Source organism: Curtobacterium sp. BH-2-1-1, from assembly GCF_001806325.1.
Classification (GTDB): Bacteria; Actinomycetota; Actinomycetes; order Actinomycetales; family Microbacteriaceae; genus Curtobacterium.
This window is the reverse complement of the sequence record NZ_CP017580.1, coordinates 375942-399598: the sequence shown is the minus strand read 5'-3', so window position 1 is coordinate 399598 and position 23657 is coordinate 375942. Positions and strand designations below refer to the sequence as shown.

18 protein-coding genes and 2 rRNA genes are annotated in these 23657 nt (G+C 69.0%); 15 read left to right on the top strand and 5 right to left on the bottom strand.

Annotated features, from left to right (window positions below):
* Positions 1 to 123: 123 nt before the first annotated feature.
* The gene (locus BJK06_RS01775; protein WP_070416464.1) at positions 124 to 864 is read right to left on the bottom strand and encodes a FadR/GntR family transcriptional regulator; all 741 of its coding nucleotides are present in this window, start codon (positions 862 to 864) and stop codon (positions 124 to 126) included.
* Between the two features lie 188 nt (positions 865 to 1052).
* Between BJK06_RS01775 and BJK06_RS01770 the strand changes: the two genes are divergently transcribed.
* From BJK06_RS01770 to BJK06_RS01745, 6 genes are read left to right on the top strand one after another with little or no spacing between them, the layout of a single operon-like run.
* Entirely contained in the window at positions 1053 to 2447 is a 1395-nt protein-coding gene (locus BJK06_RS01770) for an MFS transporter (RefSeq protein ID WP_070416463.1), read from the top strand.
* The gene (locus BJK06_RS01765) at positions 2444 to 4162 is read left to right on the top strand and encodes a dihydroxyacetone kinase family protein (protein WP_070416462.1); all 1719 of its coding nucleotides are present in this window, start codon (positions 2444 to 2446) and stop codon (positions 4160 to 4162) included. The genes BJK06_RS01770 and BJK06_RS01765 overlap by 4 nt, the downstream gene beginning before the upstream one ends.
* Positions 4163 to 4172: 10 nt before the next feature.
* The gene (locus tag BJK06_RS01760; protein ID WP_070416461.1) at positions 4173 to 4658 is read left to right on the top strand and encodes a ribose-5-phosphate isomerase; all 486 of its coding nucleotides are present in this window, start codon (positions 4173 to 4175) and stop codon (positions 4656 to 4658) included.
* A complete protein-coding gene (locus tag BJK06_RS01755) occupies positions 4658 to 5449 on the top strand; it encodes a triose-phosphate isomerase family protein (protein ID WP_070416460.1) in 792 nt (263 codons plus the stop codon). Before BJK06_RS01760 ends, BJK06_RS01755 begins: the two co-directional genes overlap by 1 nt.
* Complete coding sequence (locus tag BJK06_RS01750; RefSeq protein WP_070416459.1) at positions 5446 to 6279, top strand: sugar phosphate isomerase/epimerase; 834 nt, start codon at positions 5446 to 5448, stop codon at positions 6277 to 6279. The genes BJK06_RS01755 and BJK06_RS01750 overlap by 4 nt, the downstream gene beginning before the upstream one ends.
* Complete coding sequence (locus BJK06_RS01745) at positions 6276 to 7193, top strand: phosphogluconate dehydrogenase C-terminal domain-containing protein (RefSeq protein WP_070416458.1); 918 nt, start codon at positions 6276 to 6278, stop codon at positions 7191 to 7193. Before BJK06_RS01750 ends, BJK06_RS01745 begins: the two co-directional genes overlap by 4 nt.
* Here the strand turns inward: BJK06_RS01745 and BJK06_RS01740 are convergent.
* Positions 7183 to 8796, bottom strand: a complete 1614-nt coding sequence (locus tag BJK06_RS01740; protein WP_070416457.1) for a hypothetical protein — start codon at positions 8794 to 8796, stop codon at positions 7183 to 7185. The genes BJK06_RS01745 and BJK06_RS01740 overlap by 11 nt on opposite strands.
* 102 nt (positions 8797 to 8898) lie before the next feature.
* Between BJK06_RS01740 and BJK06_RS01735 the strand changes: the two genes are divergently transcribed.
* On the top strand, positions 8899 to 9675 hold the full coding sequence (locus BJK06_RS01735) for an SDR family NAD(P)-dependent oxidoreductase (protein WP_070416456.1): 777 nt from the start codon (positions 8899 to 8901) through the stop codon (positions 9673 to 9675).
* Positions 9676 to 9775: 100 nt separating this feature from the next.
* On the opposite strand, the gene BJK06_RS01730 is transcribed toward BJK06_RS01735, so the two are convergent.
* Positions 9776 to 10744 (bottom strand): DUF1648 domain-containing protein, encoded by a 969-nt coding sequence (locus BJK06_RS01730; protein WP_070416455.1) that lies wholly within the window; start codon positions 10742 to 10744, stop codon positions 9776 to 9778.
* A complete protein-coding gene (locus BJK06_RS01725; protein ID WP_070416454.1) occupies positions 10741 to 11091 on the bottom strand; it encodes a GntR family transcriptional regulator in 351 nt (116 codons plus the stop codon). The genes BJK06_RS01730 and BJK06_RS01725 overlap by 4 nt, the downstream gene beginning before the upstream one ends.
* A gap of 235 nt (positions 11092 to 11326) precedes the next feature.
* Between BJK06_RS01725 and BJK06_RS18760 the strand changes: the two genes are divergently transcribed.
* The 3 genes from BJK06_RS18760 to BJK06_RS01710 are packed head-to-tail and all read left to right on the top strand — an operon-like array spanning position 11327 to position 13391.
* Entirely contained in the window at positions 11327 to 11506 is a 180-nt protein-coding gene (locus BJK06_RS18760; RefSeq protein WP_070416453.1) for a hypothetical protein, read from the top strand.
* Complete coding sequence (locus BJK06_RS01715) at positions 11503 to 12513, top strand: helix-turn-helix domain-containing protein (protein ID WP_070416452.1); 1011 nt, start codon at positions 11503 to 11505, stop codon at positions 12511 to 12513. Before BJK06_RS18760 ends, BJK06_RS01715 begins: the two co-directional genes overlap by 4 nt.
* Positions 12513 to 13391 carry an alpha/beta fold hydrolase gene (locus tag BJK06_RS01710; RefSeq protein ID WP_070416451.1) on the top strand — a complete coding sequence of 293 codons (879 nt, stop codon included), beginning with the start codon at positions 12513 to 12515 and terminating at the stop codon, positions 13389 to 13391. Before BJK06_RS01715 ends, BJK06_RS01710 begins: the two co-directional genes overlap by 1 nt.
* Here the strand turns inward: BJK06_RS01710 and BJK06_RS01705 are convergent.
* On the bottom strand, positions 13378 to 14784 hold the full coding sequence (locus tag BJK06_RS01705; RefSeq protein ID WP_181015129.1) for a PLP-dependent aminotransferase family protein: 1407 nt from the start codon (positions 14782 to 14784) through the stop codon (positions 13378 to 13380). The genes BJK06_RS01710 and BJK06_RS01705 overlap by 14 nt on opposite strands.
* A gap of 58 nt (positions 14785 to 14842) precedes the next feature.
* Here BJK06_RS01705 and BJK06_RS01700 point away from each other — a divergent pair, with 58 nt between their 5' ends.
* The 5 genes from BJK06_RS01700 (at position 14843) to BJK06_RS01680 (ending at position 23572) form a co-directional block, all read left to right on the top strand.
* On the top strand, positions 14843 to 15595 hold the full coding sequence (locus tag BJK06_RS01700; RefSeq protein WP_070416450.1) for a pyridoxamine 5'-phosphate oxidase family protein: 753 nt from the start codon (positions 14843 to 14845) through the stop codon (positions 15593 to 15595).
* A 179-nt stretch (positions 15596 to 15774) separates the two neighbouring features.
* Complete coding sequence (locus BJK06_RS01695) at positions 15775 to 16689, top strand: C40 family peptidase (RefSeq protein ID WP_070416449.1); 915 nt, start codon at positions 15775 to 15777, stop codon at positions 16687 to 16689.
* A gap of 40 nt (positions 16690 to 16729) precedes the next feature.
* Positions 16730 to 17962: a 23S rRNA (adenine(2503)-C(2))-methyltransferase RlmN gene (gene rlmN, locus BJK06_RS01690; RefSeq protein WP_070416448.1), complete on the top strand. Its 1233-nt coding sequence runs from the start codon at positions 16730 to 16732 to the stop codon at positions 17960 to 17962.
* 508 nt (positions 17963 to 18470) lie between these two features.
* Positions 18471 to 19992, top strand: a 16S ribosomal RNA gene (locus BJK06_RS01685).
* Positions 19993 to 20441: 449 nt separating this feature from the next.
* Positions 20442 to 23572: ribosomal RNA gene (locus BJK06_RS01680) — 23S ribosomal RNA — on the top strand.
* Together the 16S and 23S rRNA genes form the textbook arrangement of a ribosomal RNA operon.
* Positions 23573 to 23657: the final 85 nt, after the last annotated feature.

Sequence of the window (23657 nt, the reverse complement as noted above, 5' to 3'; positions counted from 1 at the left end):
GCGCCGCGCCTCCTGGCCGCCCGATCGTGAGCAGAAGATGTCAGGACGCTCTCCCCGACCCGACCATTTCTGCTCACGAAGCGCGCGCGCCCCGCGGGCGGAGCAGCTGGCTGGCCCCGCCCGTCAGTCGGCGGGGCCGGCGTGCTCGATGCGGGCGCTCGCCGTGGCCATGTGGTCGTCCATCGCCCGCTGCACCGCGAGCACGTCCCCGGCCCGGAGCGCCTCGAGGATCGCACGGTGCTCCTCGTACGCGGCCTCGGTGGCCTGGCGGGTCCGGACACGACGGCCGACCCACACGCTGAGCATCGAGCGGAGGCTCTGCAGCAGGTCGGCGAGCACGTCGTTCCCGGCGGAGCGGGCGAGCAGCACGTGGAACCGGACGTCGGCGTCGATGAAGGCGTCCGGGTCGTCGAGCGCCTGGTGCTGCCGGTCGATGTAGGTCTGGAGCTCGTCGAGCTGCGCCGGCGTCGCACGCTGGGCGGCGAGGATCGCCGCGGTGCGTTCGAGCGACGACCGGACCTCGAGCAGCTCCCGGGTCCGGTTCGACGCGAGCATGAGCCCCCACGACAGGGTCGTCGGCAGCAGGTCCGAGGTCCCGCCCTGCAGGTACGTGCCGGAACCCGGGCGGATCTGCACGATGCCGAGGATCTCGAGCGCCGCGAGGGCCTCTCGCACGGCGGACCGACCGACCCCGAGCCGTTCGGCCAGCACCCGCTCCGAGGGCAGGCGTGAACCCGGTGCCAGGTCGCCGGCGGTCAGCAGGGAGACGAGCTGTCGGGCGACCTCGGAGGCGGGGGAGCCCGTCGGCACCGACTCGAGTTCGAGGCGGATGTTGAGCGGGTCGTCCGGGCTGAACGCGGGCATGCAGTGAGCGTACCGGTCGGTCAACCGGTTGCGGTGGGACTCCCTGCCGAACCGTGGCGGCACCGAATGGTCAACCGGTTGACAAGTTTGGAGTGACCGCGCACACTGGTCCGTGCGCACCGATGCGTCACCTCCGTCCCCGGCGCAGCAGCCGACCGGAGCACCACCCCACCCGAGCAGGAGTCATCGTGGACATCCCCGCCACGCGAGGCATCCCCACCTCGGTCGTCGAGAAGACGGCCATCCGCAAGATCGCGATCCGCATCGTGCCCTTCGTGGCGCTGATGTTCTTCATCAACTTCCTCGACCGCACCGCGATCTCCTTCGCGGCCCCGAACGGCATGGAGGCCGACCTCGGCCTGACCGCCGCGCAGTTCGGGTTCGCCTCGGGCGTGTTCTTCATCGGGTACCTCGTGCTCGAGGTGCCGTCCAACCTGGCGCTGCACAAGTTCGGCGCCCGCGTCTGGCTCGCCCGCATCATGATCACGTGGGGCATCGTCTCGCTGCTCTTCACGTGGGTGCAGAACTACCCGCAGCTCGTCGGCCTGCGCTTCCTGCTCGGCATCGCCGAGGCCGGGTTCTTCCCCGGCGCGATCCTGTTCCTGTCGACCTGGGTCCCCGCCCGGCACCGCGGCAAGATGCTCGCGCTCTTCTACCTGGCACAGCCGCTCACCAGCGTGATCGGTTCGCCGCTCGCCGGCTGGCTGATGACCCACGAGGGACTGCTCGGCGGCCTCGCGGGCTGGCGCTTCATGTTCCTCTGCGTGTCGATCCCCGCGATCATCGTCGGCATCCTGTGCCTCTTCGTGCTGAAGGACAAGCCGTCGCAGGCGAAGTGGCTCGACGAGGACGAGAAACTCTGGCTCGAGGGCGCCCTCGCGAAGGAGAACAGCCAGAAGGAGGGGAACGTGCACGGCAAGGGCGGCCTCCGAGCGGCGTTCGGCTCCGGTCGCGTCTGGATGCTCGCCGCCGTGTACTTCGGCTTCATCTACGGTCTGTACGCCCTGAGCTTCTTCCTGCCGACCATCATCGACGGCTTCCAGGAGCAGTTCGGCACCACGTTCGACCTGTTCCAGAAGGGGCTCATCACGGCGATCCCGTACGTGCCCGCTGCCGTCGTCCTCTACTTCTGGTCGCGTGACGCGTTCCGGCGCGGCGTCCGGGTGTGGCACATCGCGGTCCCCGCCCTCGTCGGCGGCCTGAGCATCCCGGTGGCCCTCTACATGAACAGCCCGGCCGCCACGGTCGCCGTCATCGCGATCACCGCGTGCTCGATCTTCGCCGCGCTGCCGAACTTCTGGACCGTCCCGACGCAGTTCCTCACCGGTGCCGCAGCGGCCGCGGGCGTCGCGCTCATCAACACCGTCGGCAACCTCGGCGGGTTCGCCGCGCCGTACATCACCGGCGCCGTCAGCGAGTGGACCGGCGGGTACCAGGCGCCGATGTTCATCGTCGGGTTCTTCATGGTCCTGTCGAGCGTCCTGATGTTCGTCCTCGGCCGGACCACGAAGCGGAACGAGCGACGCGACGCCGACGCTGCCGCGCAGGCCGCGACGACCACGACCCAGGAGTCCCACGCATGACCCGCCTGTTCAACGACCCCGCGGACTTCGCGGACGAGATGGTCGACGGCTTCGTCGCCGCGAACCGCTCCCGGGTGCGGAAGGTCCACGGCGGCGTCGCCCGCTCGACCACCAGCCCCGAGGGGACCGTGGCGCTCGTCGTCGGCGGCGGGTCCGGGCACTACCCGGCGTTCGGCGGACTCGTCGGACACGGGCTCGCGGCCGGTGCGGCGATGGGGAACCTGTTCGCCAGCCCGAGCGCCCAGCAGGTCACGTCGGTCGCGACGGCCTCCGAGCACGGCGGCGGGGTGCTCCTGAGCTACGGCAACTACGCCGGCGACGTCCTCAACTTCGACGCAGCCGCCCGGGCACTCACCGCGGCCGGCATCGACGTCCGCACGGTCCGCGTGACCGACGACGTCGCGAGTGCCCCGAGTGCCGAGGCCCACAAGCGCCGCGGGATCGCGGGGGACCTCTGCGTGTTCAAGGTCGCCGGAGCCGCCGCCGAGCGTGGCGACGACCTCGACACCGTCACGGCGATCGCCGAGCGGGCGAACGACCGCACCCGATCGTTCGGTGTCGCGTTCTCCGGCTGCTCGCTGCCCGGCGCGGACGAACCCCTGTTCACCGTGCCCGAGGGGCGCATGGCGATCGGCATGGGCATCCATGGCGAACGCGGCATCGACGAAGCCGACGTCCCCACCGCGTCCGGACTGGCGGACCTGCTCGTCGACAAGCTGCTCACCGAGCTGCCGTCCGGTGTCGCAGTCGACGGGGCACGCGTCGTCCCGATCCTCAACGGCCTCGGTTCCGTCAAGTACGAGGAGCTCTTCGTCGTGTTCGACGCCGTGCAGCGCCGACTGACCGCGGCCGGCGCACTCGTCGTCGAGCCCGAGGTCGGGGAGCTCGTCACGAGCTTCGACATGGCCGGCGTCTCGCTGACGCTGTTCTGGCTCGACGACGAGCTCGAGGAACTCTGGGCCGCCCCGGCCGACAGTCCCGCCTACCGCAAGGGCGGTGCCGTCCCGCAGGAGCCCGTGTCGTCCGACGTCCTCGAGGCCGGCGTGGTCGTCCCCGTGACCGTCGGCACCGACGAGTCCCGGGTGGCCGCGACCCGCATCGCGACGGCGATCACGGCCGTGCGCGCGACGATCGACGCCCACGCCGACGAACTCGGCCGCATCGACGCCGTGGCCGGCGACGGCGACCACGGGATCGGCATGCAGCGCGGCTCCACCGCGGCGGACGCGGCGGCGCAGGACGCCGCAGCACGCGGCGCCGGTGCCGGATCGGTCCTCGCGATCGCCGGTGACGCCTGGTCCGACAAGGCCGGCGGCACGTCCGGTGCGATCTGGGGTGCGGCCCTGGAGGCACTGGGTCGCGTCCTCGGGGACACCTCGCGCCCGACGGCCACCACCGTCGCCGACGCCGTGCACGCGGCCGCCGAGGCCGTCCTCGCGTTCGGGGCCGTCCCGGGCGACAAGACCATGGTCGACGCGCTCGTCCCGTTCGACGAGGTCCTCACCGCCCGCACCGCGGCCGGCGACGACCTGGTCACCGCCTGGTCCGCCGCGTCCGCCGCTGCCACGACCGCGGCCGACGCCACCGCCGACCTGCTGCCGCGGATGGGCCGCGCCCGGACCCACGGCGAGGACGCGGTCGGCACCCCCGACGCCGGTGCGATCTCGTTCGCCCTCATCACCGCCGCCGTCCTCGCGACGCTCTCCGAGAAGTAAGGAAGACCCCATGACCGAGCAGCAGTTCCGCATCGTCGTCGGCTCCGACGACGCCGGGTTCGACTACAAGGAGATCATCAAGGCCGACCTCGCCACGGACCCGCGCGTGGTCAGCGTCACCGACGTGGGGGTCGACGCGGACGGGCACACCGCCTACCCGCACGTCGCCGTCGACGCCGCACGCATGGTGGCGAGCGGCGAGGCGGACCGGGCGATCCTGATCTGCGGCACCGGACTCGGCGTCGCGATCGCCGCGAACAAGGTCTCCGGCATCCGGGCCGTCACCGCGCACGACTCGTTCAGCGTCGAGCGCTCGATCCTGTCGAACGACGCCCAGGTCCTCTGCATGGGCCAGCGCGTCGTCGGCGTCGAGGTCGCCCGGCGCATGGCGAAGGAGTGGCTCGGCTACACCTTCGACACGTCGTCCGCGAGCGCGTCGAAGGTCGCGGCGATCTGCCACTACGACGGGTCGGCCCCGGTCGGGACCGACGCCTGATGCCCGCGTCCACGGCAGCCGCCCCGCTCACGATCGGGGTGTCGCTGAAGATGTACTTCTCCCACGCCCGGACGCTCGAGTGGGCAGCCGCCGTGGCCGACATCGCCCGGACCCACCCCGCGGTGCAGTCCGGCGCCGTCGAGCTCTTCGTCATCCCGACGTTCCCCGCGCTCGTCCCGGTGCGCGAGGTGATCGGGGACGCCCCCGTGACGCTCGGCGCGCAGGACCTGGCCTGGGCGGACACCGGCGCCTTCACCGGCGAGGTGTCCGGTGCGGAGCTGCGCGAGATCGGCGTCGCGCTCGTCGAGATCGCGCACGCGGAGCGGCGCTCCCTGTTCCACGAGACGGACGAGGAGATCGCCGGGAAGGTGCACGCCGCCTTCCGCAACCACCTGCGGCCCCTGATCTGCGTCGGGGAGGCCACCTGCGCCTCCAGTGAGACCGCCGTGGCGGACGTGACCGCGCAGCTCGACCGGTTCCTGGCGACCGCGACCGCGGACGGTCTCGCCGGGCCGATCATCGCGGCGTACGAACCCGTGTGGGCGATCGGCGCCCCGGCGCCCGCGCCCGACGAGCACATCGTCGCGGTCCTCTCCGGGATCGAGGAGCACCTCGCCTCCCGGCCGGAGCTCGCCGGTTCCGTGGCGATCTACGGCGGCAGCGCCGGACCGGGCCTGCTCACCCGTGGGCAGGGGCGCATCGGCGGGCTGTTCCTCGGACGGTTCGCCCACGACCCCGCCGCCATCCGGACCATCCTCGACGAAGCCGGGCAGCTGGGAGCGACGGCATGACCTCCCTGCTCGGCCTCTCCACCTACGCCTACTTCTGGCGGATGTCCGACCGCGTGCCGGACCCGATGTCGCTCGATGACGCGATGCGGGACGCAGCGGCGCACGACGGCGTCGACCTCATCCAGATCTGCGACCACCTGCCGCTCGACACCGCCTCGGACGACCGACTGGCCGCGATCCGGGCATTGGCCGACGAGCTCGGGCTCGCGCTCGAGGTCGGCACCCGTGGGACCCACCCGGAGCACCTCGCGCGGTACCTGCACGTCGCGCAGGCGCTCGGCGCGACCCTCGTGCGGAGCATGTGGACGAGCGGCGACGACCAGCCCGACGCCCTCGAGACCGAACGTCGACTCCGCCGGGCGCTCCCCGCGTACGAGGCCGCCGGGGTGACGCTCGCGCTCGAGACCTACGAGGTCGTCGCCACCGAGGACCTCGTCGCCGTCGTCCGGGCCGTCGGCTCCGGCCACCTCGGGATCTGCCTCGACCCGGCGAACACCGTCGCGCGGCTGGAACACCCCGCCGACGTGGTCGCCGCGGCCGCCCCGTACACCCGCAACTGGCACGTCAAGGACTCCGGGTTCACCCGCTCACCGGGCTGGGTCGGGTTCCAGTACACCGGCGTCCGCACCGGCACCGGTCTCCTCGACTACGACGCCGTCCGCGCCGCGATCGACCCCGACGCACGGGGCATCAACCGCGTGATCGAGTTCTGGCTGCCCTGGCAGGACGAGGCCCTCGGCACCACGGGCGACCCGGCACAGACCACCACCCGCATCGAGGCGGCGTGGACCGAACACACCATCGAGTACATCAGGAGCAAGGAATCATGACCGACACCGTCACCACCCCCCACACCGTCGCTGCCGGATCCGGTACGGCCGACGTCACCGTCGCCGTGATCGGTGCCGGCGGCAAGATGGGCACCCGCGTCTCGAACAACTTCGCCAAGAGCGAGTACACGACGCTCTACAGCGAGGCCTCGCCCGCCGGGCAGGAGCGCATCGAGGCCCTCGGCCGGTCGCTCACCGACAGCGTCGAGGCCGCCAAGGTCGCCGACGTCGTGATCCTCGCCGTGCCGGACGTCCTGCTCGGCAGCATCTCCGAGCAGCTCGTCCCCGTCATGCAGTCGGGTGCCAGCATCCTGACCCTCGACCCGGCCGCCGCCTACGCCGGGCTGCTCGCCAAGCGCGAGGACATCCACTACGCCGTGGCGCACCCGTGCCACCCGTCGGTGTTCCTCGAGCGCACCACCAAGGAGGAGTGGGACGACACCTTCGGTGGCATCGCCGCCCCGCAGGAGGTCATCGCCGCCTTCGACGCGTCGGAGTCGCTCGGCGACGAGGGTGACGCCGCCAAGGCGATCGCCGAGGCCGTCATCACGACCATGTACGCGCCCGTCATCCAGGTGCACTGGGTCACGGTGAAGCAGCTCGCCGTCCTCGAGCCGACGCTCGTCGAGACCATCGCCTGCATGATCGGCGACTTCCTCAACGACGCCCTCGAGGAGACCGTCACCGGTGTCGGCGTGCCCCGCGAGGCCGCCCGCGCCATGCTCTACGGCCACACCTGGATCGCCCTGACCAACGGCCTGCGCGGGTCGAACCCGTTCTCGGACGCCTGCCACATCGCGATGGGCTACGGCCGCGAGAAGCTCATCAAGCAGGACTGGAAGCAGGTCTTCGACGACAGCGAGCTCGACAGCGTCATCGCCAAGATGCTCAAGATCGACGCCGTCAAGCGCTGATCGATCCCCGAGACCGGAACGCCCCGCCGACCCCCTTCCGGCGGGGCGTTCCCCTCGGTCCCCACACCTCGGCGAGTGTGATCGAGGCGACACCCGGCACCGTGAGTGCCTGCACGGCCGCGGCGAACCACGCGGCGGCGGCCGCGGAGTGCTGCTGCGGATCCGTCGCGTCCGGCACGGACTGCGGCCCGTAGCCGGCCTCGACCGTCGCGTCTGTCACGGCCCGACGCGGTGACGTCGCCACCGCGTTGAACCGCGGACGCAGCGTCACCGGCCCGACGTGGAGCGGCCTGCCGGCGGCCAGCCTGGAGGCGCTCATCACCACCCAGCGCTGCATCCGGATCGACTCGGTCACCTGGGCACGGCTGCGGTCGTGCATCTGCGGCGTCACGCTGAACGTGAGCGGGCCGTCCCAGTCGCCGAACAGGTCGATCGTGCGGTTCAGCTCGGTGAAGTGCGCGCGTGTCCCCGCCACGACGTCGAGTCCCTCGTGTGCGGCCGCCGCCTCCCGGAGCGCCCGCTGCAGCGCCGTGGTCGTCAGGTGCGACGACGGGTCGAACGCGCCGATGCGCTCCACCGGCCCGGACGCCAGGACTTCGTCGACCGCGGCGCGCAGCAGTGCCGGGTCGTCGGTGACGAACCGCACGTCGAGCGGCGCGCCTCGGGCGTCCCGCCTGGCGGAGGCGAGCACCGCGGCGACGTCGGGGTCGCCGAGGACGGGCTCGACCAGGATCGGCACGCCGCCGGGGAGTGCCTCGTCGTCCGCGCGCGCAGCGGCCGGGGCGGAGGCGGCCAGCAGCTGGAGGGTCGGGGGAGGGGTGACCACGGAGGTCGGGGCCGGCCCGTCGAGCGCGGCGAGGTCCGGGGCGGGGGAGGGCGCGCCTCCCGGGTGTCGCACCGCGCGCAGCGTGAGCGCCTGGTGGACGACGGCACCGGCGTCGAGCGCGACGGGGAAGGGCTCGGCCAGCGGCGTCGAGTAGGTCTTGAACGAGGCGTCGGTCCAGTTGCGCTGGTCCTCCATCTCGAACACGTCGCCGGTGAGGTCGAGCGTGCAGTCCGCGCCGCCGGTCGTCCAGGCGTACCCGGCGACGTCGGTCGAGGGTTGGTGCGGGGCGATCCAGAATGGGAACGTGTGCGCCGTGGCGGGCGCTGCCGGGTGGCGGACCGTGAACGAGGAGCCGGCGAGGGTCGGCGGGTGCAGGACGACCAGGCCGATGCGGTTGCGGCGGAACGGCGCCGTCGTGGTGGCGGTCGCGTCGACGTGCAGGGTGTCGTCGTCGACCGTGAGGTCGAGGGTGGTGCGGAGGACCTCGGCGTCGTCGAAGGCGCTCGTCACCTCGATGCGGGCAAGGGCCCGGGCCCGCGCGTGCCCGTGTTCGTCGGTCGCGTCGGCGTGGGTGTCGGTGTCGGTCGTCCGGCGGGTGACGGTGTCGTCGGCGGTGCGCCAGTCCTGGTCGCGGGTGACGAACCGGATGCCGCGCAGCACCGGCACCCCGTCGTGACTGACGTCGGCGAGCTCGGCGCCGCGGAGGGTCACCCGCCACGGTCCGACGGCGAGCACGTCCTCCGCGGTCGAGTCCGCCCACGCACCGTCGTCGGTCATGTCCCTTTGCTACCAGTCGGTCAACCGGTTGCGCAATGATGTGTCCAGGAGCGACGTCGCTCCGAGGACGGGGCACTGCCGCCCCGAGGACGGAGCGCACGCATGGCCGGACGACTGACCGGGAAGACCGCCCTGGTGACCGGGGCCGGATCGGGGATCGGGCGGGCCATCGCGGACCGGTTCGTGGCCGAGGGGGCGCGGGTCGTGTACGCGGACCGGGACGCCGCGGCTGCTGCTGCTGCGAGTGCGGCGGCTGCCGCGGCTGCCACTGCCGACTCGGCGATCGAGCTCACCGTGGACATCGCGGACGAGTCGAGCGTCGCGGCCGGCTTCGCCACCCTGGTCGCCCGCGGCGCCGTGCCGGACGTCGTCGTCGCCAACGCCGGCGTGCAGCTCTTCGGCCACGACGCCAGGGTCGCCGACGTCTCGCTCGAGACCTGGAACCGCACGCTCGCGGTGAACCTGACGGGCACCTTCCTCACCGTGAAGCACGCCGTCCGGGCGATGCTCGCGGCCGGTGGCGGCGGGTCCGTCATCGTGACGGGGTCGCCGACCGGCCTGAACGGCGAGGGCGCCGACTTCGCCGCCTACTCGTCCACGAAGGGCGGCGTCCACGCGCTCGTCCGCGCCACAGCGATGGCGTACGCCCGTGACGGCATCCGCGCCAACACCGTCGTGCCGGGCTACACCGAGACGGCGCTCGTCCAGGCGATCTCGGGCGACCCCGAGTCCCGCGCGGCGATCGTGTCGCGGACGCCGCTCGGCCGGGCGGGGACCCCGGACGACGTCACCGGGATCATGGTGTACCTCGCGAGCGACGAGTCGTCGTACGCGACCGGCGCGCTCTTCCGCGTCGACGGCGGCATGACGAGCCTGTAGCGCCGCGCCGCGCCGCGCTGCTCGATGGTGAGCAGAAATGGTCGGGTCCGCTCGACCGACCCGACCATTCCTGCTCACGAAGTGCGCGCGCGCCCGGGGGTCAGGCGTGCCCGCGTGCCGCGAGCAGCGCGCCGAGCGCCGCCGCACCGCGCTCGGCATCGGCGACCGTGACCACCCGCGCTCCGCCGCCCCGGAGCCGGACGACGAGCCCCGGCCCCGAACGGACCACGTACGCCACACCCCGGCCGGAGATCCGGTAGCCCCACCCACCCCACTGCCCGGGCGACACCTGCTCCCACCCGCACGACTCGATGCGGTCGAGCGGGACCCGCACGAGGGGGATCCGCGTCCACGTCGAGGTCAACCGGAAGCCGCGCCGATCGACCGTGCACTCGACCCGCGCGAGCACCGCCACCGCGATCCCGGCGAGGACGAGCAGCCCGCCCGACACCGCGGCCGCGCCGACGTCGGCGGACGCGGACGCGGACGCGGTGGCCCAGGCCGCGACGACGCCGCCGACGACGAGGACCACGCCGAGCCCCGCGAACCAGGCGCTGCCGACCCGTGCACGCCAGGCGACCCGGGCGTCCGTCGGGACGTCCAACGGAGGGACGACGTGCGCGGGGACCGGCGCTGCCGTCCGGACGAGCGCGATCGTCGGCGGCACCGCCACGGCGACACCGACCGCGAGCGTGAGGACGGCCCACCACACCGGGAACGTCGGGTCGTCGACGCGGTTCACGATCGCCTCGGCGATCCACGCGGTCGCGACGGACCCGCTCAGGAGGTTCGCCACCAGCAGCAGGGTCGCCCACGTCCGGCGGTCGCTGCGTCCGAGCGCCACCACCGCGAGTCCGACGGCGACCAGGGCCAGCACGAGGGACCCCCAGAAGAACGGCCACGGCGACCCCCAGGCGTCGGCGACACCGTCCGCGCCGAAGTGCGTCGCCACCCGTGCCGGCAGCGCGGGTCCGAGCGTGAGTGCCGTGACGACCAGCGCGACGGCCACCGCCGCGCTCGGTCCCACCACGGCCAGTCGTGCGCCGGTCCCCATCGTCCGAGTCGTCATCGTGCCCCCTTGATCATCGCGTACAGGTCGTCGAGCGGGACCCCGAGGGTCTCCGCCTGCTCACGGAGCTCCACCACCAGCGACCGCAGCCGGTCGAACGACGCGTTGCCCGATCGCAGCACCGTGGCACCGCGGCCCCGGCGCAGCTCGATGAGCCCGTCGTCCTGCAGCTGGGCGTAGGCCCGCAGCACCGTGTGCATGTTGACGTCGACGGCGGCCGCGAGTTCGCGCGCGGACGGCAGCCGCTCGCCGTTCCGGAACTCGCCGCGGGCGATCGCGTGCCGGATCTGGGCGGCCACCTGGTCCGCGAGCGATGCCCGCGCTCCGGGGTCGACGGTGATCAACATGTTTGCATTGTATGCGAACAATCCAGTCCGTGCCGACAGCGGTCCGTCCGGATAGCGCGGGCTGGGTGTCCGGTCCACGTGGGCTGTCCGGCACGCGCGTACCGTCCCTGGAGAAGACGGCATCGATCCGCGTCCTCCCGACGCTCCGATGGCACCTCCTTGACCCTGAGGCCGTTCTGGACGTCGGCATCCATGAGGCCGAGGCGGAGCCGGGCTCGCGAGCAGGGAGCACGCCATGAGCAGCCAGGAACTGAGCAGCTACGAGTCGAACGCCGACGTCCAGCCGGTGCGGGTGACCACGTACCGACACCTCCGACGGGCCACACGCCGCGGTTGGGCGGTCCCCGTCGAGTCCGAGCCGTCGCTCGCCGACCTCGTCGGGGAACGATCGCCTGGTGGTCCGGAGCGACGGTGATCCCCGCGGCGGACCGGCCGCCGGCGGAGTCCTCGACCGCGGAGGTCCGTCGGACCTCCGTCCGGGAGATCCTCCAGAGCGGCACCGACCCCGATGAAGCACTCGAGTTCTACCGCGGCGTGTACGACGGCCACGACATGGCCTTCGCCCCTTCCTCGTCGCCGTTCGGCTTCCGGTACCGCGCCACCGGGGACGGTCGCCTGAGCCTCCGCACGTCGTCGGTGTCCGCCGCTCGGTCCGGCTTCCTCGCACCCGAACGGCAGTACCTGCTGGCGTGGTCGGTCGAGGGCGGCATCGTGGTGGACGACGACGTGCTCCTCCGCGCCGGCGTGCCCGTGATGTACCCGGCCGGACGCCCCTTCCACGTCTCGGCACCGGCGGGGACGAAGCACCTCGTGCACTTCGACGCGGACTTCCTCGAGGCCGTCGCGGTCGTGGGCACCGACGCCGCCCCCGTGCCCCTCGCCTTCCCCGTGACCGTGTCCGCCGAACGCCTCGCGCCGCTGCAGGCCGTGCTGCGCGAGGTCGCCCGTCCGCTGCTCGACGTCGCCGTGGTCGACGCCGACCGCGCCGCGCTCGACCTGCGGCTCGCCGAGGCGGTGCTCGGCGCCTTCCGCTCCGATGCCGACCGCCGGGGGACCGCTGCGCCCGCCGGGACGGTCGAACGTGCGAAGGCGTTCATGTACGCGCACTTCGACCGGACCATCGCGGCCACCGACATCGCCGCCGCGGCCGAGGTCAGCGTCCGGACCCTGCAGGAGGGCTTCCAACGACGCGAGGGCAGCACGCCGATGGCGTACCTCCGCGACCTGCGCCTCGAGAAGGCCCGCCTCGGCCTGCAGCTCGCGGACCCCCGCGAGACCTCCGTGGCCACCGTCGCGCACTCCTGCGGCTTCCGGCACATGGGGCGCTTCTCGGGGTCGTACTTCTCGATGTACGGCGAGTACCCGGGGGACACCCTCCGCGGTCGGAGACGACTCATCGCCGCCGCGGATATCGTCGGGTGATGCCACCAGAGACGCGTCCCGTCGTCACCGACGACACCGAGTTCGCCGTCCGCGGCGCGGGCGCTCCCGTCCTCGTCGTGCACGGCACCCCCGGCGGGATCGACGTCGCCGAGATCATGGCGCGGTTCCTGCCGTCCGCCGACTTCCGTGTCGTCACGCTCTCACGTCCCGGGTACCTCGGCACCCGGGTCCGACCGGGCCACGACTCGCTCGACGACGAGGCCGATCGGTACGTCGAGGTCCTCGACGCGCTGGACATCGACCGCGTGGCGGTGCTCGCCTGGTCGGGCGGGGCGCCTGCCGCCTACCGGTTCGCCGTCCGCCACCCCGAGCGGGTCCACTCCCTCGTCGTGGCGGCCGGACTGACCGGTCCCTGGACGCCTCCGGAGGTCTCCGCACCGGAGCGCCTGGTCGGCGGCACCCTCCTCGGCGCCGCGCTCGCCCGGGCCGCCGCGCGACTGGTGCCCGGCGTCGTCGTGCGCCTCGCGGTCTCGGGCGTGAGCTCCCTGCGCGGTCGACGGCTCCGCGAGCACGTCCGCGGGATCCTGCGCGATCCGGAGCGTCGCACGTTCCTGCTCGACCTCGCCCGCACCGGCAACACCGCGGGCCCGCACCGTGCCGGGTGGGAAGCCGACGTCCGGAACCTCGGCGCGGTGACCGACCTCGACCTCGGAGCCGTCCGGGCCCCGACACTGCTGCTGCACGGTGACGCGGACGTCGACGTCCCGCCGTCCAACAGCGTCCGGGCGGCGGACGAGGTGCCGGGAGCGGAGCTCCTCGTCCTGCCCGGCGGCACCCACTTCGCGCTCTGGGACCACCCGGACGCCAGCGCCGTGCAGGACCGGGTGCGGAGCCACCTGCGGGTCAGTCGCCCCTGACCCGCAGGACCTCGAGCAGGACGTCGAGTGCGCGATCGAGCTGCGGCAGCGTCAGCGCGCCGTAGCCCAGGACGATCCCCGCCGGTGCGCTCCCCGGCGACACCTCGTACTCCTCCACCGCGCTCACCAGCACACCGGACCGCGCCATCCGGGCGACCACGTCGCGCCCCGCCGCCCGACCCGACCACGTCAGGACCGCGTGCAGCCCGCCGTCCAGGGCACGCGCCTCCAGGCCCGCGACCGCTGCGACGCGCGTCGCGACCCGCTCGCGCCGATGCGTGTAGTCCCGGCGCACGCGGCCGAGGTGACGGCGGAGGGCGCCCGTGCGGAGGAGGTGCGCGAGCGCGATCTGCACGGGTTCCGCCACCACGGGTCCGCGAGCGAGGCGCGAGGCGGCGACGGCCTCGTGCACCGGCCCCGGTGGCAGGACCACGTAGCTGCAGCGCAGCCGTGGATCGAGGGTCTTCGAGAACCCGCCGACGTGCACCACGACGCCCGTCGCGTCGAGTGCCGCCAGCGCCGGGACAGGGGAGCCGCGGTGCCGGAACTCCGAGTCGTAGTCGTCCTCGACCACGACCGCCCCGGTGCGCGTCGCCCAGTCGAGCAGGCGGAACCGTCGTGCCACCGGCATCACCGAGCCGAGCGGGTACTGGTGCGTCGGCGTGACGACGACCGCGTCCACCGGGCCGATGCGGCCGAGGACGTCGACGTCGATCCCGTCGCCGTCCACCGGGACACCCACGAGGGTGGCTCCGGCGCTCGTCATCGCCCGACGTCCGGAGCGGTAGCCGGGATCCTCGACGGCGACGACCGGCGCCCGACCCAGGCGGTTCCGGAGTCCCTCGGTGACGAGCGAGAGCGCCTCGGCCGTGCCGGCGGTGACCACGATCCGGCCGATCTCCGGGGCGAACCCGCGAGCGAGGCCGAGCTGGGCAGCGATCTGCGCGCGGAGCTCCGGGAGGCCGGCCGGGTCGGACAGTGCGTTGCGGAGCGGGGCGTCCGCAGCGGCGCGCCAGGCGGCCCGCCAGTCGCGGGCGGCGATCGCCGTGACCGCCGGGATCCCGGGGCGGGCGTCGAGGAGGTCCGCGCCGGTACCCGCCGAGCCGTCGGCGTGCCCGTCCGTGCGCCCCGTCGCGTCGCGCGCAGCGTGCTCGGTGGGCCAGTGGCCCGCACCGACCCCCACCGCCACCCGCGCCACCGCACCCTGCCGCGTCCGGATCCACCCCTCGCCGTCGAGTTGCTCGTACGCCGCGACCACCGTCCCCCGCGCCACCCCCAGCTCCGCCGCGAGGACGCGGGTCGACGGCACTGCGTCCCCGGCCACCAGCGTCCCGTCCTGCACCATCGCCCGGACGCGCGCGACGACCCCGGCGGTCTTCCCGAACTGGTCCACCTGAGCACTCCCGATCTGGTCCACGAACCGGACCGGTCCTGACCCTAGCGTTGCCCGCATGCGCACCACGAGCCTCCCGTCCGACCCCGCCGACTCCGCCGTCCCGTCGCTCGCCGTCCGCCGCCTCCGCGACCGCCAGTCCCACGACCCCGCCGACCTCGACGCGATCCTCGCCGAGGCGATCGTCGCGCACGTCGGCTTCGTCCGCGACGGTCACCCGCTCGTCCTGCCGTTCCTCTGCGGCGTCGGCGACCTCGGCGCCGGCCCCGTCCTGCTCCTGCACGGCTCGACCGGCGGCGGTCTCTTCCTCGACGCCGGCGCCGCGGGTGTCCCCGTCAGCGCCACGGTGACCCACGTCGACGGCCTGGTGTTCGCACGCTCGACCTTCGACAGCTCCGCGAACTACCGCAGCGCCGTGGTCGTCGGCAACGCCGCCGTGGTGCCGGACGACCTGCGGACCGAGGCGCTCTGGCAGGTCGCCGACCACCTCATGCCCGGACGCCGCGACGAGGTCCGCGAGATGACCGCCAAGGAGGTCCGTGCCACCCAGGTCCTCCAGCTGCCCCTCGAGCACGCGAGCGTGAAGATCCGCGCCGCCGGCGTCGGCGAGTCGGTCGACGACGCCGAGGACCAGGCGGTCTGGGCGGGCGTCCTCCCGCTCGCGGTCACCGCCGGGGCGCCGATCCCGGGGGACATCTCGGGGGACGCGCCGGTCGACGAGTCGGTGCGCGCCCTGGCGTCCCGCCTCGACGACCTGGCACGGGCTCGGGAGGCGCGGATCGCCGCCGCCATGCGGCCCACCCCCGCATGAGCCGCGTCCGGAGCGGTGCGGGCCGGTTCTGAACGGGCTGCGAGGAACGCCCGAGCCTGTGACGAACCGCAGGAACCCGCGGCGAGTGCCCAGTGGGGCCCAGGTTCGTGACCAATACGTTATCTTCCCGAGTCGCCTCGTCATCTGCTCGGGCCGGCTCGTCCGACCCGGAAGGAACCATGGGACGCCACGCACTGCCCGCAGCCCCCGACGGCGCGGCCACCACCGAAGCCGTCGAACTGCGCCGTCCCCGCGGACGTCGTTCCGCGTTCGGCCCCGCCGTGGCCCGCTCGACCTTCGTGGAGCACGAGAAGCCGGCGCGCAGCGTGTCCCTGTCGAACACCCGCCCGGTCGCCTCGACGGCCGTCGCCGGAGCGGCCGTGCTGTCCCGGTCCGCAGCGCTCCGGGCCGAACGGGCGGTCGACCCGCGGCACGTCCGCCGGGCTGCCAACGCGAAGCGCGCAGCGGTGCTCCTCGCGCCCGCACTGGCCATCACCTCGAGCCTGACGCTCGCGGTCCCGGCGAACGCCGCGACCCCGTCGACCGACGCGCACCACGGGACGACCACCTCGCAGCACACGCAGACCTACACCGTCGCCCGGGACGTCCAGGTCCCCGTGGTGTCGACGGACGGCATGACGACGACCACGACCGTGGTGTCCTACCCGACGATCGTGACGAAGTTCGGCGTCAGCACCCAGCAGGCGGAGGACGCGATCTCCAAGATCCTCTCCGCCGGTGGCGACCGGGCCACAGTGGTCTCCACCGCCTTGCAGTACATGGGCGACCCGTACGTCGAGGGCGGCGCGAGCCACGAAGGCATCGACTGCTCCGGCTTGACGATGGTCGCGTACGCGGCCGTCGGGATCCCGCTCGTGCACTACGTCCCGACGCAGGACGCCGCCGCGACGACGATCCCGGAGTCCGAGGCGCAGCCCGGCGACCTCGTCGTGTACGACAACGAGGACCACGTCGGCATCTTCCTCGGCGACGGACTGGTGCTCCAGGCGCCGCACCCCGGCGCGGTCGTCGACATCGTGCCGATGTACTCCGCGGCGCACCACTTCGCCCGGGTGCTCCCCGCCGGCAGCTGACCGGCACCCGCGGGGCGTCGTCGTCCCGTAAACTGGAGTGATGGCCTCCGAGACCCGCACCCCCTTCGAAGAGCAGCGCTCTGCTCGTCCGCAGGTGCGTCCGCGCACCGAGGGCTGGACGCAGGCCACCGGGACCGACGGCCGGCCGCTGCTGCAGTTCGCGTCCCCGAAGCGTGGCAAGCCGCCCGTGCACCTCGCCGACATGACGGTCGCCGAGCGTGAGGCGAAGGTCGTCGAGCTGGGGCTGCCGAAGTTCCGCGCCAAGCAGCTCTCGACCCACTACTTCACGCACTACACGTCCGACCCCGCGCAGATGACCGACTTGCCGGCCGCCCAGCGCGAGGAACTCGTGGCGGGCATGCTGCCGCCCCTCCTCACCGAGACCCGTCGTCTGGCGACGGACAAGGGCGACACGATCAAGTTCCTCTGGAAGCTCCACGACGGGGCGCTGGTCGAGTCGGTGCTCATGCGGTACCCGGGGCGCATCACGCTCTGTGTCTCGTCCCAGGCGGGGTGCGGGATGAACTGCCCGTTCTGCGCGACCGGGCAGGCCGGGCTGACCCGGAACATGTCCACGGCCGAGATCATCGAGCAGATCGTCCGTGCCAACGCCGCCATCGCCGCGGGGGAGCTCGGCGGTGATCCCCGCAAGGGCGGGAAGGACCGCGTCGACGCCGAACGCGTGACGAACATCGTGTTCATGGGCATGGGGGAGCCGCTCGCGAACTACAAGCGCGTGATGGACGCCGTCCGGATCATGGTCGCGCCGCAACCCAACGGTCTCGGCATGAGCGCCCGCGGCATCACCGTGTCGACCGTGGGGCTCGTCCCCGCGATCAACAAGCTCGCCGACGAGGACATCCCCGTCACCTTCGCGCTCTCCCTGCACGCGCCCGACGACGAACTCCGCGACGAGCTCATCCCGGTGAACTCGAAGTGGAAGGCGGACGAGGCGATCGACGCCGCCCACAACTACTTCGTCAAGACGGGCCGACGTGTCTCGATCGAGTACGCGCTCATCAAGGACATGAACGACCACGCGTGGCGTGCCGACCTGCTCGCCGAGAAGCTCAACAAGCGCGGCAAGGGGTGGGTGCACGTGAACCCGATCCCGCTCAACCCGACGCCCGGCTCGGTCTGGACCTCGTCCGAGGTCCACGTGCAGGACGAGTTCGTCCGGCGACTCAACGCCGCCGGCATCCCGACGACCCTCCGCGACACCCGCGGCAAGGAGATCGACGGTGCGTGCGGGCAGTTGGCTGCGGCCGAGTAGGTCGGTCCGGTTCGGTTCGTTCGTTCGGGAGGCACGGTGCGGGTTCGCACCGTGCCTTCCGTCGTTCCCGGCGCAGGTCGGCACTGCCCGCACCGCGCGATCCCCGAGTTTCCGGGCCTCGCAGAGCCGACACGCCCGGGATGTGGCCCGGGTTGGTGCTGCCGTTCACCTCTGCGTAAAGTAATCACTCGTTGCCGCTGAGGCGGAGAACGGAACGGCCGAGACGGTCACCTGGTCAAAGACCCGGAGATCTTGTCCACCACGGTTCTTCCCCGGGCAACGAAAGCCAAAAGCCTCTCTGGCGGAACCTCTTTCGGGGTCGAGTGGGGAGTGCGTCTGGTCCTTGAGAACTCAACAGCGTGCACATTGTCAATGCCAATTTATTGACCCCGTGACTCATCAGCTTGCTGGTGGGTTCGGAGACAATTCCTTTTGGATTGAAGATTGTCAGTAGACAGTCAACAGTCAGAATCAACTCGCTGACATCTTCGGGTGTTGGTTGTAATTTTTTACGGAGAGTTTGATCCTGGCTCAGGACGAACGCTGGCGGCGTGCTTAACACATGCAAGTCGAACGATGATGCCCAGCTTGCTGGGTGGATTAGTGGCGAACGGGTGAGTAACACGTGAGTAACCTGCCCCTGACTCTGGGATAAGCGTTGGAAACGACGTCTAATACTGGATATGATCACTGGCCGCATGGTCTGGTGGTGGAAAGATTTTTTGGTTGGGGATGGACTCGCGGCCTATCAGCTTGTTGGTGAGGTAATGGCTCACCAAGGCGACGACGGGTAGCCGGCCTGAGAGGGTGACCGGCCACACTGGGACTGAGACACGGCCCAGACTCCTACGGGAGGCAGCAGTGGGGAATATTGCACAATGGGCGAAAGCCTGATGCAGCAACGCCGCGTGAGGGATGACGGCCTTCGGGTTGTAAACCTCTTTTAGTAGGGAAGAAGCGAAAGTGACGGTACCTGCAGAAAAAGCACCGGCTAACTACGTGCCAGCAGCCGCGGTAATACGTAGGGTGCAAGCGTTGTCCGGAATTATTGGGCGTAAAGAGCTCGTAGGCGGTTTGTCGCGTCTGCTGTGAAATCCCGAGGCTCAACCTCGGGCTTGCAGTGGGTACGGGCAGACTAGAGTGCGGTAGGGGAGATTGGAATTCCTGGTGTAGCGGTGGAATGCGCAGATATCAGGAGGAACACCGATGGCGAAGGCAGATCTCTGGGCCGTAACTGACGCTGAGGAGCGAAAGCGTGGGGAGCGAACAGGATTAGATACCCTGGTAGTCCACGCCGTAAACGTTGGGCGCTAGATGTAGGGACCTTTCCACGGTTTCTGTGTCGTAGCTAACGCATTAAGCGCCCCGCCTGGGGAGTACGGCCGCAAGGCTAAAACTCAAAGGAATTGACGGGGGCCCGCACAAGCGGCGGAGCATGCGGATTAATTCGATGCAACGCGAAGAACCTTACCAAGGCTTGACATACACCGGAAACGGCCAGAGATGGTCGCCCCCTTGTGGTCGGTGTACAGGTGGTGCATGGTTGTCGTCAGCTCGTGTCGTGAGATGTTGGGTTAAGTCCCGCAACGAGCGCAACCCTCGTTCTATGTTGCCAGCGCGTTATGGCGGGGACTCATAGGAGACTGCCGGGGTCAACTCGGAGGAAGGTGGGGATGACGTCAAATCATCATGCCCCTTATGTCTTGGGCTTCACGCATGCTACAATGGCCGGTACAAAGGGCTGCGATACCGTAAGGTGGAGCGAATCCCAAAAAGCCGGTCTCAGTTCGGATTGAGGTCTGCAACTCGACCTCATGAAGTCGGAGTCGCTAGTAATCGCAGATCAGCAACGCTGCGGTGAATACGTTCCCGGGCCTTGTACACACCGCCCGTCAAGTCATGAAAGTCGGTAACACCCGAAGCCGGTGGCCTAACCCTTGTGGAAGGAGCCGTCGAAGGTGGGATCGGTGATTAGGACTAAGTCGTAACAAGGTAGCCGTACCGGAAGGTGCGGCTGGATCACCTCCTTTCTAAGGAGCATCTGGCTCGTCGTGTCCTTCGGGGGACGGTGGGTCCAGGCGCCGGATCGAGACGAACGTTCTCGCCGGTAGCTCATGGGTGGAACATTGACAGTGCAGTCGGGAGCGCAGCTTCTGACCTCAGTACGCCGGGGCCTTCGTGGTTCGGGTTGGAACGGGTTGGGGGTGAGCGGGTCGGCTGGTGCACGTTGTTGGGTCCTGAGGGACCAGGCTTCCCGGCCGAGTGTGGTCGGGGGTTGAGCCGTGATTGGGGCCTTTGGGTTCTGGTTGGGTTCTTCGGTGGGCCGCATGATGCTGGGAGCGTTGTTCCTGGGGGAGTGTGGTGCCGATCGTATGTTGAGAACTACACAGTGGACGCGAGCATCTTAGATCGCTCGTGACGATGATCAGGCCCTTTGGGTGTGGTGATTGTTCGAGTCGATCGCAATTTTAATCTTTGTGGTCAAGTTTCTAAGAGCAAACGGTGGATGCCTTGGCATCTGGAGCCGAAGAAGGACGTAGAAATCTGCGATAAGCCTCGGGGAGCTGATAATCGAGCTGTGAGCCGAGGATTTCCGAATGGGGAAACCCCGCTGGGCGCTTTTGTGACCTGGTGACTCCCGCCTGAATATATAGGGCGGGTAGAGGGAACGTGGGGAAGTGAAACATCTCAGTACCCACAGGAAGAGAAAACAACATGTGATTCCGTGAGTAGTGGCGAGCGAAAGCGGATGAGGCTAAACCGATCATGTGTGATAGCCGGCGGGCGTTGCATGGTCGGGGTTGTGGGACACGTCGCTCAGTTCTGCCGGACTGGGGCGGTTACAGCGCATCATAGTCGAACCGGTTTGAAAGCCGGGCCGTAGTGGGTGCCAGCCCCGTAGACGAAATGGTGTTATGGCCGGATGTGTATCCCAAGTAGCACGGGGCCCGAGAAATCCCGTGTGAATCTGTCAGGACCACCTGATAAGCCTAAATACTCCCAGATGACCGATAGCGGACAAGTACCGTGAGGGAAAGGTGAAAAGTACCCCGGGAGGGGAGTGAAATAGTACCTGAAACCGTTTGCTTACAAACCGTCGGAGCCTCCTTGTAGGGGTGACGGCGTGCCTTTTGAAGAATGAGCCTGCGAGTTAGTGATATGTGGCGAGGTTAACCCGTGTGGGGCAGCCGTAGCGAAAGCGAGTCTGAATAGGGCGATTTGAGTCGCATGTCCTAGACCCGAAGCGAAGTGATCTATCCATGGCCAGGTTGAAGCGACGGTAAGACGTCGTGGAGGACCGAACCCACTTCAGTTGAAAATGGAGGGGATGAGCTGTGGATAGGGGTGAAAGGCCAATCAAACTTCGTGATAGCTGGTTCTCTCCGAAATGCATTTAGGTGCAGCGTTGCGTGTTTCTCGCCGGAGGTAGAGCTACTGGATGGCCGATGGGCCTCAACAGGTTACTGACGTCAGCCAAACTCCGAATGCCGGTGAGTGAGAGCGCAGCAGTGAGACGGTGGGGGATAAGCTTCATCGTCGAGAGGGAAACAACCCAGACTACCAACTAAGGCCCCTAAGCGTGTGCTAAGTGGGAAAGGATGTGGAGTTGCATAGACAACCAGGAGGTTGGCTTAGAAGCAGCCACCCTTGAAAGAGTGCGTAATAGCTCACTGGTCAAGTGATTCCGCGCCGACAATGTAACGGGGCTCAAGCACACCGCCGAAGTTGTAGATTTCGCACACTCGATAAGCCTTCGTGGTTCAGTCGTGCGGAGTGGTAGGAGAGCGTCGTGTGGCGAGTGAAGCGGCGGAGTGATCCAGCCGTGGACGCTACACGAGTGAGAATGCAGGCATGAGTAGCGAAAGACGGGTGAGAAACCCGTCCTCCGAAAGACCAAGGGTTCCAGGGCCAGGTTAATCCGCCCTGGGTAAGTCGGGACCTAAGGCGAGGCCGACAGGCGTAGTCGATGGACAACGGGTTGATATTCCCGTACCGGCGAACAACCGCCCAAGCTAATCCAGTGGTGCTAAGAGTCCTAACCCGCATTGACCGGATCCCTTCGGGGTGATGGCGTGCGGTCTAACGCTCGACCCCATGCTGGTGCGGTTAGCGTATGAACAGGTGTGACGCAGGAAGGTAGCTGAGCCAGGCGATGGTATCCGTAAGGTGATCCTGGTGTAAGGATGTAGGGCTGACGATAGGCAAATCCGTCGTCTGTATGCCTGAGATCCGACGCGTACCCGTAAGGGGAAATCAGTGATCCTATGCTGCCGAGAAAAGCATCGACGCGAGGTTGCAGCCGCCCGTACCCGAAACCGACTCAGGTGGTCAGGTAGAGAATACCAAGGAGATCGAGAGAATCGTGGTTAAGGAACTCGGCAAAATGCCCCCGTAACTTCGGGAGAAGGGGGGCCGGACACGTGATGCGGACTTGCTCCGCTGAGCGTTGAAGGCCGCAGAGACCAGTGGGAAGCGACTGTTTACTAAAAACACAGGTCCGTGCGAAGTCGCAAGACGATGTATACGGACTGACGCCTGCCCGGTGCTGGAAGGTTAAGAGGAAGGGTTAGCCTTTGGGCGAAGCTCTGAATTTAAGCCCCAGTAAACGGCGGTGGTAACTATAACCATCCTAAGGTAGCGAAATTCCTTGTCGGGTAAGTTCCGACCTGCACGAATGGCGTAACGACTTCCCAGCTGTCTCAACCGCGAACTCGGCGAAATTGCACTACGAGTAAAGATGCTCGTTACGCGCAGCAGGACGGAAAGACCCCGTGACCTTTACTACAGCTTGGTATTGGTGTTCGGTGTGGCTTGTGTAGGATAGGTGGGAGACTGTGAAGCGGGCACGCTAGTGTTCGTGGAGTCATTGTTGAAATACCACTCTGGTCACTCTGGATGTCTAACGTAGGACCCTGATCGGGTTCATGGACAGTGCCTGGTGGGTAGTTTAACTGGGGCGGTTGCCTCCCAAAGAGTAACGGAGGCGCCCAAAGGTTCCCTCAACCTGGTTGGCAATCAGGTGGCGAGTGTAAGTGCACAAGGGAGCTTGACTGTGAGACTGACAGGTCGAGCAGGGACGAAAGTCGGGACTAGTGATCCGGCAGTGGCTTGTGGAAGCGCTGTCGCTCAACGGATAAAAGGTACCTCGGGGATAACAGGCTGATCTTGCCCAAGAGTCCATATCGACGGCATGGTTTGGCACCTCGATGTCGGCTCGTCGCATCCTGGGGCTGGAGTAGGTCCCAAGGGTTGGGCTGTTCGCCCATTAAAGCGGTACGCGAGCTGGGTTTAGAACGTCGTGAGACAGTTCGGTCCCTATCCGCTGCGCGCGTTGGAAATTTGAGAAGATCTATCCCTAGTACGAGAGGACCGGGATGGACGAACCTCTGGTGTGTCAGTTGTTCTGCCAAGGGCACCGCTGATTAGCTACGTTCGGACCGGATAACCGCTGAAAGCATCTAAGCGGGAAGCCGTCTTCGAGATGAGATTTCCATGCACCTTGAGTGTGAGAGGCTCCCAGCAGACTACTGGGTTGATAGGCCGGATGTGGAAGCGGGGACTAACGACCCGTGGAGCTGACCGGTACTAATAAGCCGAAGACTTGACAATACAACTATTTCCCACACCTTTGGTGTGGGGCTCGCGTCCACTTTGTGGTTCCCGACAGACGATCGGGAACAAGAAACTGAACACC